The 13,439-nt window shown below is 64.4% G+C and carries 14 protein-coding genes; 12 read left to right on the top strand and 2 right to left on the bottom strand.

What is annotated here, in order from left to right:
• Positions 1 to 479 (top strand): DMT family transporter (locus VR74_RS12640; RefSeq protein WP_299950405.1); only part of this gene is annotated, 479 nt, incomplete at its 5' end.
• A gap of 100 nt (positions 480 to 579) precedes the next feature.
• On the opposite strand, the gene VR74_RS12635 is transcribed toward VR74_RS12640, so the two are convergent.
• Entirely contained in the window at positions 580 to 789 is a 210-nt protein-coding gene (locus tag VR74_RS12635) for a cold-shock protein (protein WP_045697313.1), read from the bottom strand.
• A gap of 279 nt (positions 790 to 1,068) precedes the next feature.
• Here VR74_RS12635 and VR74_RS12630 point away from each other — a divergent pair, with 279 nt between their 5' ends.
• Positions 1,069 to 1,440 (top strand): PilZ domain-containing protein, encoded by a 372-nt coding sequence (locus VR74_RS12630; protein ID WP_299950403.1) that lies wholly within the window; start codon positions 1,069 to 1,071, stop codon positions 1,438 to 1,440.
• Positions 1,441 to 1,627: 187 nt separating this feature from the next.
• Positions 1,628 to 3,106 (top strand): sigma-54 dependent transcriptional regulator, encoded by a 1,479-nt coding sequence (locus VR74_RS12625; protein WP_045697327.1) that lies wholly within the window; start codon positions 1,628 to 1,630, stop codon positions 3,104 to 3,106.
• An 82-nt stretch (positions 3,107 to 3,188) separates the two neighbouring features.
• Here the strand turns inward: VR74_RS12625 and VR74_RS12620 are convergent, their stop codons facing one another.
• Entirely contained in the window at positions 3,189 to 4,085 is an 897-nt protein-coding gene (locus VR74_RS12620) for a hydrogen peroxide-inducible genes activator (RefSeq protein WP_045697310.1), read from the bottom strand.
• A gap of 124 nt (positions 4,086 to 4,209) precedes the next feature.
• Between VR74_RS12620 and VR74_RS12615 the strand changes: the two genes are divergently transcribed.
• The 9 genes from VR74_RS12615 to mraY all read left to right on the top strand — a co-directional run bounded on the left by VR74_RS12615 (position 4,210) and on the right by mraY (position 13,435).
• Positions 4,210 to 4,770, top strand: coding sequence for a peroxiredoxin (locus tag VR74_RS12615; protein ID WP_045697309.1), 561 nt, complete (start codon positions 4,210 to 4,212; stop codon positions 4,768 to 4,770).
• A 109-nt stretch (positions 4,771 to 4,879) separates the two neighbouring features.
• On the top strand, positions 4,880 to 5,422 hold the full coding sequence (locus VR74_RS12610; RefSeq protein ID WP_045697308.1) for a carboxymuconolactone decarboxylase family protein: 543 nt from the start codon (positions 4,880 to 4,882) through the stop codon (positions 5,420 to 5,422).
• Between the two features lie 456 nt (positions 5,423 to 5,878).
• Positions 5,879 to 6,394, top strand: coding sequence for a hypothetical protein (locus VR74_RS12605; RefSeq protein WP_299950401.1), 516 nt, complete (start codon positions 5,879 to 5,881; stop codon positions 6,392 to 6,394).
• Entirely contained in the window at positions 6,394 to 7,422 is a 1,029-nt protein-coding gene (gene rsmH / locus VR74_RS12600; RefSeq protein ID WP_045697307.1) for a 16S rRNA (cytosine(1402)-N(4))-methyltransferase RsmH, read from the top strand. Before VR74_RS12605 ends, rsmH begins: the two co-directional genes overlap by 1 nt.
• A complete protein-coding gene (locus VR74_RS12595; protein ID WP_045697306.1) occupies positions 7,419 to 7,754 on the top strand; it encodes a septum formation initiator family protein in 336 nt (111 codons plus the stop codon). The genes rsmH and VR74_RS12595 overlap by 4 nt, the downstream gene beginning before the upstream one ends.
• The gene (locus VR74_RS12590) at positions 7,751 to 9,376 is read left to right on the top strand and encodes a penicillin-binding protein 2 (RefSeq protein WP_045697305.1); all 1,626 of its coding nucleotides are present in this window, start codon (positions 7,751 to 7,753) and stop codon (positions 9,374 to 9,376) included. Before VR74_RS12595 ends, VR74_RS12590 begins: the two co-directional genes overlap by 4 nt.
• Positions 9,373 to 10,809 carry a UDP-N-acetylmuramoyl-L-alanyl-D-glutamate--2,6-diaminopimelate ligase gene (locus VR74_RS12585; protein ID WP_045697304.1) on the top strand — a complete coding sequence of 479 codons (1,437 nt, stop codon included), beginning with the start codon at positions 9,373 to 9,375 and terminating at the stop codon, positions 10,807 to 10,809. Before VR74_RS12590 ends, VR74_RS12585 begins: the two co-directional genes overlap by 4 nt.
• A complete protein-coding gene (gene murF / locus VR74_RS12580; protein ID WP_045697302.1) occupies positions 10,806 to 12,242 on the top strand; it encodes a UDP-N-acetylmuramoyl-tripeptide--D-alanyl-D-alanine ligase in 1,437 nt (478 codons plus the stop codon). The genes VR74_RS12585 and murF overlap by 4 nt, the downstream gene beginning before the upstream one ends.
• A complete protein-coding gene (gene mraY, locus VR74_RS12575; RefSeq protein WP_045697301.1) occupies positions 12,242 to 13,435 on the top strand; it encodes a phospho-N-acetylmuramoyl-pentapeptide-transferase in 1,194 nt (397 codons plus the stop codon). The genes murF and mraY overlap by 1 nt, the downstream gene beginning before the upstream one ends.
• The last annotated feature ends 4 nt before the right edge of the window (positions 13,436 to 13,439 follow it).

Genomic DNA, 13,439 nt, shown 5'->3' with positions numbered 1-13,439 from the left:
CGGGGGGCGATGCGGGGCGGTGGCTGGGCGCGGCGGCGGGCTTTGCGTCGGCCATGCTGTATGCGGTGGTGCTGGTGCTGCTGCGCCTGCGGGCCGTGCGCGAGGATGCGACGACGATTGCCCTGTTCACCAATGCGGTGCCGGCGCTGTGCATGTCGCCTGTCCTGTTTGGGGCCGCCGGGCCGGTGGACATGGCGGACATGCCGGTCTTCGCGCTGCTCGGGGCGCTCGGCTATGCGGTCTGGTACCTGATGACGCTGGCCTATGCGCGGGCGCGGGCGCAGTTGCTAGCGCCGATCGAGTATACGGCGCTGATCTGGAGCGCGGTGTTCGGGATCGTGTTCTTTGCCGAAATGCCGGGCTGGCAGGTATGGGTCGGGGCGGTGGCGATCATCGGATCATGCCTGGCGATCGCGTTCGATGACCATTTCGCCACGCGGCGCGCGACGCGCCTGCCGGTGAGCGACATTCCCGAATAAGGGGGCCTGAACAGGACGCAAATAAAAACCCCCGCACCTTACGGGACGGGGGCTTCAGGATTGTGTGGCTCTCGCGGCGTGCGCGGGGGCCTAAAGGCTTCTAGGCGGAGGCCAGCTGGCCAGCCGACATCTTGCCGCTGCGAGCGTCTTTTTCGAGCTCGTAGCTGACTTTCTGGCCGTCGTTGAGGGTGGCCAAGCCAGCGCGCTCGACTGCAGAGATGTGAACAAACACATCAGCGCCGCCGGCGTCGGGTTGAATGAAGCCAAAGCCTTTTTGGCTGTTGAACCACTTAACAGTTCCTGTGGACATAGATCTTACCTGGTCTAAAAAAATTCACGGGCATGCGGAGTTGCGCGCACGTGATCAATCTCGGGTCTTGCGGGGGAGAAGCCGGTCTTGCAGCGGCGCCTGAGCACCACCTTAGTTGCGAGTTATCCGACACAATTTCGAAGTCGATGGAAGCTGTATCGCACATTTCGTGTAGCAACTCAATCATTCTTCGCACAGCTGTTGCCGGGGCAGGCGATGGCGATGAATTCGCTGATTTTCGTTTGCAATCGGTTTACCCGCCGGGCCCATAAACGCGGCATGAGCAGATTTACATCCAAATTGCAGGCCGGGTTCAAATGGGTCCAGACGGAGATGCGCCGGTCCGAGCCGCGCGTTCAAGCCTACCGGCCGGGCCGTATCGTTTGGCCTGACCTGAGCGCCTCGCGGGACATTTCCATCCTGGACATGTCGCCCTCGGGCGCCAAGCTGACCTTTGGCGAAGGCGCCCTGCAGCCGGACCTGCCACATGAGTTCTACCTGTTCGTGCATGGAAGGGGCGGGTCTGTCTCGATGCGCCTCGTGTGCGAACGGCGCTGGCAGCAGGACGAATTTGTCGGCGTGCGGTTCGTGCAGCGCCTGGACGATGCGGACTTCGAGCGCATGGTGGCGAGCGAGCCGGCCCCGCACTGAGGCCTGCCCGCCCTGCGTGGCTTATGAAAATTCACCTGAAATTTGATTGATCGCTTCAACGCGACCGTCATCCCATTGTGTCAGAACGGGGCGTCGCGATGTGGGACGCTGCTTGTTCCATATTGCTCCAGTGAACACAGGCACGGCGGGCATTTGAGACCCTCCGGCCACGAACAAGGGTAAGATGATGGCGAAGACCGTTCTGGTGATTGATGACGATCCGACACAGCGCCGCCTGCTGCAGGCAGCCGTGGAGAAGGCGGGCTTTGCCTGCCGCACCGCGCCGGATGGCGAGACCGGCGTTGCCGTGGCCGCTGATGCCAAGGACGGCGTCGATGTTGTCCTGCTCGACCTGACCATGCCGGGACTGTCCGGTCTTGACACACTCGACCGCCTCGCCACCAAACGCCCCGACCTGCCGGTGATCATGCTGACCGCGACCAGCGGCATCGACACGATTGTCCAGTCGATGCGCCGCGGCGCGGTGGACTTCATCGTCAAGCCCGCCAATCCCGAGCGCGTGGTCGTGTCGATCCGCAATGCCCTCAAGATGCAGTCGCTGACCGGCGAAGTGAAACGCCTGTCGCGCAAGGCCGAAGGCGGCATGAGCTTTGACGACATGATCGCCTCGGCTGCGCCAATGCGCCAGGTGATCCGCATGGCCGAGCGCGCCGCCGCGTCCGACATTCCCGTCCTGATCCTGGGCGAAAGCGGCGTCGGCAAGGAAGTTGTGGCCCGGTGCATCCAGGGCGCATCGGCGCGCGCCGGCAAGCCGTTCGTCACCGTCAACTGCGGGGCGATCCCGGAGAACCTTGTTGAATCGATCCTGTTCGGCCACGAGAAGGGCGCCTTTACCGGCGCCGTCTCGAAAGCGCCGGGCAAGTTCCTGGAGGCCGATGGCGGCACATTGTTCCTCGATGAAGTGGGCGAGCTGCCGCTGGACGCGCAGGTGAAACTGCTCCGCGCGCTTCAGGAAGGGGAGGTGGACGCCGTGGGTTCACGCCGCCCGACCAAGGTGGACGTGCGCATCATTTCCGCGACCAATCGCGACCTTGCCGCGCAAGTGGCCGAAGGCACGTTCCGCGAAGACCTGTTCTACCGGCTCAACGTGTTCCCTGTGGACATGCCGAGCCTGCGCGAACGCCGCGACGACATTCCGGCCCTGGTCGAGCATTTCGTCACGCGCTTCAATGCAAGCGAAGGCACGAAAGTGTCCGGCGCGGCCGATGACACAATGAAGATGCTGTATGCCTTCGACTGGCCGGGCAACGTGCGCCAGCTGGAGAACGCTGTCTTCCGCGCCGTGGTGCTGTGTGACGGTGACCTCCTGCAGCCGCAGGATTTCCCGCAGATTTCCGGCCAGATGCCGGACATTGCGAGCCTTCCGGCGGCGCCTGCCATTCCGGTTGCGGCGAATGCCGTTCCAACGGCGCTGCCTGCCGCCAATGATGCCGGGGCCGTCAGCAGCCCGGTCAGCATCACTGATGCGCATGGTGAACTGCGTGCGCTGACGGATATCGAGCATGACATCCTTCAGTACGCGATCGACTTCTATGAGGGACATATGAGCGAAGTCTCGCGCCGTCTCGGTATTGGCCGATCGACCCTTTACCGCAAGGTGCGGGAATACGATCTCGACGTGCGCGGCGAACGCGAAGCAGGATAGGTCAGGCCGGACCACATTTGACAAAAGCCCTGCTGCGTCCTGCGCAGCGGGGCTTTTTTATTCCGGCATGTGAATGCCAGGCCTAGTTCAGCGCCGCCTTGACCAGTTCGCCGATCTTGCGGGCTTCGGCTTCGCGCGGGCTTCCGGCTTTCCAGGCGATACCGATCTGGCGGCCAATGACTGGTGTCGTGAAGGCACGCACTGCCACGTCATTGCTGACAGCGAGGCCGTGATCCATCGCAAGACGGGGCAGGAGGGAAACGCCCAGCCCGCCCGCAACCATGTTGACCAGCGTGCCGAGCGAAGTGGCGGCGACCTGTCCGGCATGGTCGCCGGAATTGAACCGGCAGATCGACAGGGCATGATCGCGCAGGCAGTGGCCGTCTTCGAGCAGGAGAATGTCTTCGCCGGCCAGATCCTCCGGTGACAGGCCGTTCTTCCTGGCCAGCGGGTGCTGCGTGGATGAGGCGAACAGGAATTCGTCGTCGAACAGCGGCAGGGTTTCGATGCCGGACGAATCCCAGGGCAGGCCGATCAGGGCGGCATCCAGCGTGCGGGTGCGCAGCTGGTCCATCAGGCGGGATGTCTTGTCTTCATGCAGGTAGAGCTTGAGGTCCGGGTAGGTGTCCGCAAGCGACCGGACCACTTGCGGCAGGACGAAGGGCGCAATGGTCGGAATGGCGCCGAGATGGAACGGGCCGGTCAGCATGGCGCCGGCGCTCTGGACGACCTGGACGAGGGCATGGGCGTCTGCCAGCAGGGCGCTGGCGCGGGTGACGGCCAGTTCCCCGGCATGGGTCAGGCGGGCGCCGCGGGCCTCGCGGTCGGCGAGGCGGACACCGAGCAGTTCCTCGAGTTCCTTGATCCCGGCCGACAGGGTTGGCTGTGTGACATGGCATGCCTCGGCGGCGCGCGAAAAGGAGCCTGTTTCGCCCAGAGCGGCGAGAAACTGGAGCTGTCTGAGGGTCGGAATAGCCATAGAATGTATCTATACCAAGTGTAGGAAATATCAATTTTTCTTTTAGGTCGAACTGGCCCACTTGCACGTCTGACGGGCGTTCACCGTGCCCTTCACAACCACCCATTGCACCAGGAGACCTCCCATGCTCGGCATAGGCCAGAAACTTCCCGATTTTGAAATCACCGGCGTGAAGCCGAAATTCATGCAGCACGAACAGAACGGCGAAAGCGCATTCGAAACGCTGACGCAGGACAGCTTCGAAGGCAAATGGAAGGTGATCTTCTTCTATCCGAAAGACTTCACCTTCGTCTGCCCGACAGAGATTGCGGAATTTGCCCGCCTCGGCGGCGAATTCGAAGACCGCGACGCGGTCGTGCTCGGCGGTTCGACGGACAATGAATTCGTCAAGCTGGCCTGGCGCCGCGAACACCCGGACCTGGCAGAACTGCCAATCTGGCAATTCGCCGACACCAATGGCTCGCTCGTTGACGGCCTTGGCGTGCGTGAGCCCGCTGCCGGCGTTGCCTATCGTGCGACCTATGTCGTCGATCCGCACAACGTGATCCAGCACGTCTATGTCACCAACCTGAACGTGGGCCGCAATCCGTCCGACACGCTGCGCGTGCTTGACGCCCTGCAGACCGACGAACTGTGCCCATGCAACCGCCCTGTCGGCGGCAACACGCTGGAAATCGCCGCCTAGGCTGCGACCTGCACGCCCTCGCTTAAACGGGACCGGCCGGCGCGTCTTCGGGCGATGCCGGCCGGTCCCTCGCGCTGCCCCCTCCCATTTCGTCTGAAAGGACGCCTCGATGTCCCTCGATACCCTGAAATCCAGGCTGCCGGATTATGCCAAGGACCTGAAGCTGAACCTTGGCTCGCTGGCGAATGAAACCATCCTGACCGACCAGCAGAAATATGGCTGCATGCTGGCCTCGGCCCATGCCATTGGCGAACCGCACACGCTGCGCGGCCTTGAGGCCGAAGCCCGTGGCAAGCTCAGCGACGACGCCCTCAGGGCAGCCAAGGCGGCGAGCGCGATCATGGGCATGAACAATGTCTATTATCGCGCCGTGCATCTCGTCTCGAATGCGACCTACCAGACCGTGCCAGCCAAGCTGCGCATGAATGTCATCGGTGCGCCGGGCATCGAGAAGGCCGATTTCGAGCTTTACTCGCTGGCCGTGTCAGCCGTGAATGGCTGCGGCATGTGCCTCGATGCGCACGAGGCCGAGTTGCGCAAGCACGGCCTGACAACCGATCAGATCCAGGCCGGCCTGCGCATTGGCGCGGTCGTCAACGCGGTCGCCCGCATCATGGCGGCTGAAACCGCGCTGCAGGCCGAGCCCGCCTGAAACGCAAGCCACTCGCAGAATGCATCGCGCCTCCGCAGCATGGGCTTCGGGGGCGCTTTGCTTGCGGGCCCCGTGTATTCGTCAGCTGTTCAGCATGGATTGGCCAAGGAATCACTCGCACAGCGGATGACTTGATGGGCGAGGGCACATTGATTTCATGTAATGTCAGCCATGAGCGCACGAATTCGCAGTCAACTTTGGCGCGCGATGTATTCCGACAACAGGTGCCTGCAAATGATTGATTATGAAGGACAAAATCGGCCCGTCCCATGCCCGCCCAGACGTGCGTTCTACCGTGTTCCCTCTGTGTGCCGCTTATGTTCCTGTCAGGCGCGCTTGTGGATATTTGGATTCACCCACTCAGCCCATTGAGGCCCATTCGTACCCATGGTATCCCCAATTTACACATGGTTTACCCATGCTGGGGTTTAGGCACAACAATGACAGGGTTGGCGGGTGTTCGTTTCCACCTATGAGAGCGCTATTGATGCAAAAGGCCGGGTTTCCATCCCTGCGCCCTTTCGCGCTGCGCTTGGCGGTGGTACCCGGATTTTCCTCTGGCAGGCCCTCGACGGTTCAGGCTGTCTTGAGGGCGGTGGCGAGGCCCTGATGAACATGTACCGGGCGACCCTGACACGCCTGGCCCCGCAATCAGAGGTGCGCAAGGCGCTGGTGAACCGCATCATCGCCGGATCCGCCGACCTGAAAATGGATGAAACCGGCCGGATCAAGCTGCCCGAGGACCTCTGCAAGGCTGCCGAACTCGACGGACGGATCAAGTTTGCCGGCAATATGGACAGTTTCCAGATCTGGAACCCGGAAAAGCACGCCGCCTTCAACGCGGCCATGGAAGCGGCCGCTGCGGCGCCAGAAACACTGGCCGCCTTTGGCCGGGCCTACTCCGAAGTCCTGCACCAGCAGGGCGCCGGAAACTATATGGGCCCCAAACTGGTCGACGGGAGCGAAGGCTGATGAGCGCACGGCACACCGCTGCACGCACCCCCGCATCCGGCCACAAGCCGGTGATGATGGATGAAGTGCTGACATGGCTCGCGCCGCAGGATGGCGACGTGATCGTTGACGGCACGTTTGGCGGCGGAGGCTATACGCGGGCGATCCTCGAGGCGGCCAAATGCAGCGTTATGGCGATCGACCGCGACCTTGATGCCATCCTGCGCGCCGAGAAGCTGGCGCTGGAAACACCGCGCCTGACGCCGCTTCTGGGCCGGTTCGGCGAGATGGACGCCCTGGTCGTCAATGCCGGGCACAAGGCTGTGGACGGCGTCGTGCTGGATATCGGCGTGTCGAGCTTCCAGATCGACGAGGGCGAACGCGGCTTCTCGTTCATGAAGGACGGTCCGCTGGACATGCGCATGGGCGCCGCCGGGCCGACGGCCGCGGATGTCGTGAACACGATGTCCGAGCGCGACCTGTCCAATATCATCTACCGCCTTGGCGAGGAAAAGCAGGCGCGCCGCATTGCGCGTCATATCGTGCAGCGCCGGGCCCAGCAGCCTTTCGGGACCACGGCAGACCTGGCCGATGCCGTCGAAGTGGCGGTTGGCGGGCGCCGCGGGGCGCGGACCCACCCGGCCACGCTGACCTTCCAGGCGATCCGCATGTACGTGAATGACGAGCTGGGCGAGCTGGCCCGCGCCCTGTGCGCCGCCGAGCGCCTGCTGCGTCCCGGCGGCCGCCTTGTGATCGTGGCGTTCCACTCGCTGGAAGACCGGATGGTCAAGCAATGGCTGCGCGACCGGGCCGGCAAGCAGGGCGGCGGCTCGCGCCACATGCCGCTGGCCGCCAAGGGACCGGAGCCGACCTTCGAACTCGCTGTTTCCAAAGCGATTGTTCCGTCTGATAAGGAAGTGGAAGGCAATCCGCGCGCACGCTCAGCCAAGCTGCGGGCCGCGATCCGTACCGGTGCACCCGCGATCGAGGAAGACGCCAGCGACGGCATGAACCTGCCGCCCCTGTCGGACCTGGAGGATGTGGTATGAGCCGTCGCGCTTTCCTGTTCGGGATTCTGGTTGTGAGCCTGCTGATTGTCAGCCTCTACCGGGCAAAATACGGCGCCAAGGACACGGCCGCCGAGATCATGGCCGTCGAGGCGCAGATCGAGGAAGCCCAGCACGAAAAGGCGCTGCTGGAGACCGAACTGTCGCACATGAGCCGCCGCGAATGGATCGAGGAATACGCACGCAATGAACTGGGCATGGCGCCGCCGCGCCCGGACCAGATCGCCCGCGAATCCGATCTCGATGCCGTGATCGGTCCGCCCCTGAAGCCGGGCGAGAGCGTCAAGCCGAAAGACCCGGAGGGCGAAAAATGACCGAGCGCGCCCGCGACCGGACACGGCTTGTCGGACTGGGCCTGAGCGCCCTCTTCGTCGTGCTGGCGGGCAAGGGCGGCTACCTTGCAATCTCGTCAGCGCCGGCGCGCGCGCACAGCGTTGCCAAGGTGGAGGCGCCCGCACGGGCCGATATTGTCGACCGCAATGGCGAATTGCTGGCAACCTCGGTGACGGCCTATTCGCTTGTCGCCAATCCCAAGCTGATCTGGGACGCCGGCGACGTCGCCCGGTCGCTGAAAAGCGTGCTGCCGGACCTGGACACCGACGACCTGACGCTGAGCCTGTCGAATGAGGCGCGCGAATTTGTCTATGTCAAACGCGGCCTCACGCCCCGCCAGCGCAAGGCCGTGTTCGACCTTGGCCTTGAAGGCCTGCGCTTTGAGGAAGAAAGCCGCCGGGCCTATCCGCGCGGAACGCTGGCCGGGCACCTGCTCGGCTATACCAATGTCGACGGCAAGGGCATTGGCGGCATCGAATATGCGATGGACGAACGGCTGAAGGCGGGCGGCGAGCCCCTGCGCCTGACCATCGACAATGGCGTCCAGTCAGCGGTGGAATCGGAACTGACCGCTGCGGCCGCCGAGCACGACATCCAGGGCGGGACAGCCATCCTGATGGATGCCCAGTCAGGCGAGGTCCGCGCAATGGCCAGCTGGCCGCCGCTGGACGCCAATCGCGCGCGCGACCTGAAGATGGACGATACAGCGCGGCTGAACCGGGCGACGGGCGCGGTGTATGAACTCGGCTCGGTATTCAAGCCGTTCACGGTCGCGGCAGCCCTCGAAGCGGGCGCGATCAAGCCGACCGACCTGTTCGACGTGCAGACGCCGATGGACATTCGCGGCTATGAAATTCACGACCTGCATCCGATCCGTGGCCCGGCCAACGCGGCCCGGATCATCTCGGAAAGCTCGAATCTCGGGACCGTGCATATCAATGCCGCGCTGGGCCCGCGCCGCCAGAAGGCCTTCCTCGAAGGGCTGGGGCTGATGGAGCGCGCGCCGATCGAACTGGCCGGCAGCGCCAGGCCGATCCTGCCGGAACGGTTCGATGACCTGTCGGCGGCGACCGTGTCTTACGGACATGGCATCGCGGTAACGCCCATGGCCTTCCTGAGCGGCTTTTCGGCCTTCGCGAATGGCGGCGAGCGGGCCCGCCCGACACTGGTGGTGGATGATGCGCGCAAGTCGGCCCCGGTGCGTGTCATGTCGGCGCTGACGGCGGACATGGTCAACGTGATGATGCGCGAAGCCGTGGTGAACGGCACGGGCAAACGCGCCGACGTGGCCGGCTATGGCGTGGCCGGAAAGACCGGCACGGCCGAGAAGCCGGTGCCTGGCGGATATGACGATACACGCAACGTGACGAGCTTTGCGGCCATCTTTCCTTATGACCGCCCGCAATATGCCCTGATCGTGACATTGGATGAGCCCAAGGCAGGGGCGGAGCGTGGCGATACGGCCGCGCTGAACGCAGCTCCGACGGCCGGACGGATCATCGAACGCGTCGCGCCCCTGCTCGGACTCGCGCCGCACTTCGAAGGCGTCCGGCCTGCTGGCGCTGAACTCCGCTCTGCATCAGATGAGAGGAGTTCCCTGTGAAACTGAAAGACCTGTTTCCCCTCGCCGAAGACGGCGAGACCGAGATCACCGGCATGACGGCGGACAGCCGCAAGGTGCAGCCGGGCTTCCTGTTCGCGGCCCTTGCGGGCACGGCAGCGGACGGGCGCAAGTTCGTGCCGCAAGCGGTCGAGGCCGGTGCGGCCGCGATCCTGTCGGATGGCGGCGTCGAAAAGGTGCCGGTGCCGCATGTGATCGCCGACGAGCCGCGCCGGGCGCTGGCGCTGGCGGCGAAGCGTTTCTACCATTCCCAGCCTGAAACGGTTGTGGCGATTACCGGCACGAACGGTAAATCCTCCACCGTGGATTTCCTGCGCCAGATCTGGTCGCGGGCCGGTCTTGGCGCCGCCTCGATGGGCACGCTGGGGGCCATCGGCCCGGGCGGAAAGATTGATGTCGGCCACACGACGCCGGACCCGGTGACCATTCACGAGACGCTGCGCGAGCTTGTGCGCCAGGGTGTGACACATTGCGCGATGGAAGCCTCCAGCCACGGGCTTGAGCAGCACCGTCTTGACGGCGTGGACCTGTCGGCGGTGGCGTTCCTCAACTTCACGCAGGACCATCTCGACTATCACGCCACGATGGAAGCCTATCTCGATGCCAAGCTGCGGCTGTTCCGGCAGCTCGGCCATAAGGGCATGCCGGCCATCGTCAATGCCGACAGTGACCATCGCGAAGTGTTCGAGGAAGCGGCAAAGACGGCCGGCCTCCAGATCGTGTCGTTCGGCTGGCGTGGCGAGGATCTCTGGATCGACGAAATCATGCCGCGCGCCACGGGGCAGGTGCTGAACCTGTTCTGGCGCGATGTGGAGCAGAAGCCGCTGGAACTGCCCCTTATCGGCGAGTTCCAGGCCCTGAATGCGCTGGCGGCAGCGGCGATTGCCCTGGCACTCGGCCTGACCTTCGAACAGGTCGCCGATGGCCTGACGCATCTCGAGCCCGTGAAGGGCCGCCTTGAACTGGTGGGCAAGACGCCTGCCGGGGCAGGGGTGTTCGTGGACTATGCGCATACGCCGGACGGCCTTGACGTACTGCTGCGCGCCGTGCGCCCGCATACGGCCGGGCGGCTGAAAGTGATCTTCGGCTGCGGCGGTGACCGCGATGCGAAGAAGCGCCCGATCATGGGCGAGATCGCAACGCGCCAGGCCGACGACGTGATCGTGACAGACGACAATCCCCGCAGCGAAGACGCGGCGGCCATCCGCAAGGCGATCCTCGCGGCTGCGCCGGGCGCGCGCGAGATTGGCGACCGGGAAAAGGCGATCCGCACAATCGTCGCGGAACTGAAAAAGGGCGACACGCTGGTCATCGCAGGCAAGGGCCACGAGACCGGCCAGATTGTCGGCAATACGGTGATCCCGTTCTCCGACCAGGACACGGCGCTGTCGGCGCTGGCAGGGGAGCACGCATGAGCCAGCTTCTCTGGACCTCTGAGGAAATCGCCCTCGCAACCGGCGGGACAGCAAGCGATCCGTTCTGGGTGTCGGGCACGATCTCGATCGACACGCGCACCCTGATGCCGGGTGACCTGTTCGTGGCGCTGCAGGACCAGCGCGACGGGCATGACTTTGTCGAGGCCGCCTTCAAGGCGGGCGCGGCGGGCGCGCTGGTGTCGAAACCGGTGACCGGCGGGCCGATTATCAGGGTCGATGATGTGCAGGCGGCCCTGGAGATGATGGGGATTGCGGCGCGGGCCCGGTCAGGTGCGATCCGCACGGCGGTGACCGGAAGTGTCGGCAAGACTTCGGTCAAGGAAATGCTGGCGCGTATCTACCGCGCGGCGGGCCCCGCGCACTGGAACGTCAAGAGTTTCAACAATCACTGGGGCGTACCGCTGACACTGGCGCGGATGCCGGAGAATACCGCGCGCGCCGTGTTCGAAATCGGCATGTCGACGCCCGGTGAGATTGCGCCGCGCAGCCTGATGGTGCGCCCGCATATCGGCATCATCACCTGCATTGCCGGGGCGCACCTGGAAGGCCTTGGCAGCCTGGAAGCGGTCGCGGACGAGAAGGCCGACATCTTTGCCGGCATGGAAGCGGGCGGCACGTTCATCCTGCCGGCCGATGACGCGTTTCTCGACCAGCTGGCGGCGCGGGCGCGGGCGCTCTGCCCGACGGGCAATCTTGAAACCTTCGGCGTGGCGGACGATGCGACGGCGCGGGTGACGGGGTATGAATCCGATGGCGCGACCAGCCGTATCAGCGTGGATGTGATCGGCACGCGCGCAGAAGTGGAAATCGACGCGGTCGGCAAGCATTGGGCGCTCAACGTGGCCGCAGCCCTGCTGGCGGCGAGCCAGACCGGGCTGTCTGTCGCAGATTGTGCCGAGGCGCTTTCAGGCTATGCCCCGCCGCCGGGACGCGGCACGGCTGAGCGCATGGCCCTGCCGGATGGCGGCCATTTCACGCTGGTGGATGATTCCTACAATGCCAACCCGTCGAGCATGCGCGCCGCCCTCTCGGCCCTGCCCCAGCGCAAGGGTGGACGGCGGCTCGTGGCGCTCGGCGAAATGCTGGAACTGGGTGACGAGTCAGCCCGTGAACATGCCGCACTGGCACCGGATGTTGTCGCCAGCGGCGCCGAGGGCGTGTTTCTCGTGGGCGACAAAATGACTCACCTTGCCGAGGCTCTGCCGCCCGGTTTGCAGCAGGTGTGGGCACCCAAGGCGGATGAGCTGTGGAATGCACTGCTAAATGCAGTGAGAGATGGCGACGTGCTCTTGATCAAAGGGTCGAATGCCTCCGGGATGGGACGTATTGCAGACCGCTTGCGCCAACGAAGTGCAGCGGCTGGTTTGGGCAAGATGGATAGCGGCGCGCAAGACGCTGCAGAGGTCAGGTGATGCTGTACGAATGGCTGGCCGCAGATAGCGGTTTCTTCAACCTACTGAACTATATCACCTTCCGCGCGGGCGCTGCCGTGGTGACGGCGTTCCTGGTGACAGTGGTGTTTGGTGACGCGATCATCAACATGCTCCGGGCCCGTCAGGGCAAGGGCCAGCCGATCCGCGACCTGTCGCTGGAGGCGCAGATGTCGAAGCAGGGCACGCCCACGATGGGCGGCCTGCTGATCTGGCTGGGCCTGCTGGTCGGCGTGCTGCTGTGGGGCAATCTTCACAACCCCTATGTCTGGGTCGTGCTGTTCGTGACGCTATCCTACGCCCTGCTGGGATACCTCGATGACCATGCCAAGGTGACGAAGCAGAGCGCCGACGGCGTGTCGGCGCGCGCCCGCCTGCTGATCGGGTTTGCGATTGCGGCGGTGGCCTGTGCCTTCATCATGGGTCTGCATGGCGCCCATACGCCCGCAGGGCATGCCGAGTGGGGCCCGCTGAACGGCCTGGCCGAACAGATCGCCGCCCTCGCGCCGAAGACCTCCGTGCAGCCTGCAGACCCGTCCTTCTCCGGCGGTGTCGCGGTGCCGTTCGTGAACAATTATTTCCTGCCGCTCGGCGGGTTCTTCATCCTGTTCGGCATGATCGTTGTCGTCGGCAGCGCCAATGCGGTGAATTTCACCGATGGCCTCGACGGGCTGGCCATCGTGCCGATGACCTTCGCGGCGGCCGCCTATGCGATGATTGCCTACCTGACCGGCAACTTTGTCTTCGCGCAATACCTGGGCATCCAGTTCGCGCCGGGCGCGGGCGAGATCGCGGTCGTGCTGGGCGCCATGATCGGCGCGGGCATGGGCTTCCTCTGGTACAATGCCTATCCGGCCAAGGTGTTCATGGGCGATACCGGTTCGCTCGGCCTTGGCGGCATGCTGGGCGTGGTGGCCGTGGCGACCAAGCACGAGTTTGCGCTGGTCATCATTGGCGGCCTGTTCGTGATGGAAGCCCTGTCGGTGATGCTGCAGGTCGGCTGGTTCAAGATCACCCGGCGCCTGACCGGCACCGGCCAGCGCATTTTCCTGATGGCGCCGCTGCACCATCACTTCCAGAAAAAGAACTGGCCGGAAACGCGCGTCGTCGCGCGCTTCTGGATCCTGTCCGTCTTATTCGCCCTCGCGGGCCTCGCAACATTGAAGCTGAGGTAACCGC

The sequence above is a fragment of the Hyphomonas sp. BRH_c22 genome (assembly GCF_000961795.1).
GTDB lineage: Bacteria > Pseudomonadota > Alphaproteobacteria > Caulobacterales > Hyphomonadaceae > Hyphomonas.
The sequence above is the reverse complement of the archived record's forward strand: the minus strand, read 5'-3'. Positions and strand labels throughout refer to the sequence as shown.

Excerpts from the sequence above, each read along its gene's own strand:
- VR74_RS12635 (WP_045697313.1), bottom strand. The coding sequence starts at position 789 with ATGTCCACAGGAACTGTTAAGTGGTTCAACAGCCAAAAAGGCTTTGGC.
- VR74_RS12630 (WP_299950403.1), top strand. The coding sequence starts at position 1,069 with ATGAGCAGATTTACATCCAAATTGCAGGCCGGGTTCAAATGGGTCCAG.
- VR74_RS12625 (WP_045697327.1), top strand. The coding sequence starts at position 1,628 with ATGGCGAAGACCGTTCTGGTGATTGATGACGATCCGACACAGCGCCGC.
- VR74_RS12620 (WP_045697310.1), bottom strand. The coding sequence starts at position 4,085 with ATGGCTATTCCGACCCTCAGACAGCTCCAGTTTCTCGCCGCTCTGGGC.
- VR74_RS12615 (WP_045697309.1), top strand. The coding sequence starts at position 4,210 with ATGCTCGGCATAGGCCAGAAACTTCCCGATTTTGAAATCACCGGCGTG.
- VR74_RS12610 (WP_045697308.1), top strand. The coding sequence starts at position 4,880 with ATGTCCCTCGATACCCTGAAATCCAGGCTGCCGGATTATGCCAAGGAC.
- rsmH (WP_045697307.1), top strand. The coding sequence starts at position 6,394 with ATGAGCGCACGGCACACCGCTGCACGCACCCCCGCATCCGGCCACAAG.
- VR74_RS12595 (WP_045697306.1), top strand. The coding sequence starts at position 7,419 with ATGAGCCGTCGCGCTTTCCTGTTCGGGATTCTGGTTGTGAGCCTGCTG.
- VR74_RS12590 (WP_045697305.1), top strand. The coding sequence starts at position 7,751 with ATGACCGAGCGCGCCCGCGACCGGACACGGCTTGTCGGACTGGGCCTG.
- murF (WP_045697302.1), top strand. The coding sequence starts at position 10,806 with ATGAGCCAGCTTCTCTGGACCTCTGAGGAAATCGCCCTCGCAACCGGC.
- mraY (WP_045697301.1), top strand. The coding sequence starts at position 12,242 with ATGCTGTACGAATGGCTGGCCGCAGATAGCGGTTTCTTCAACCTACTG.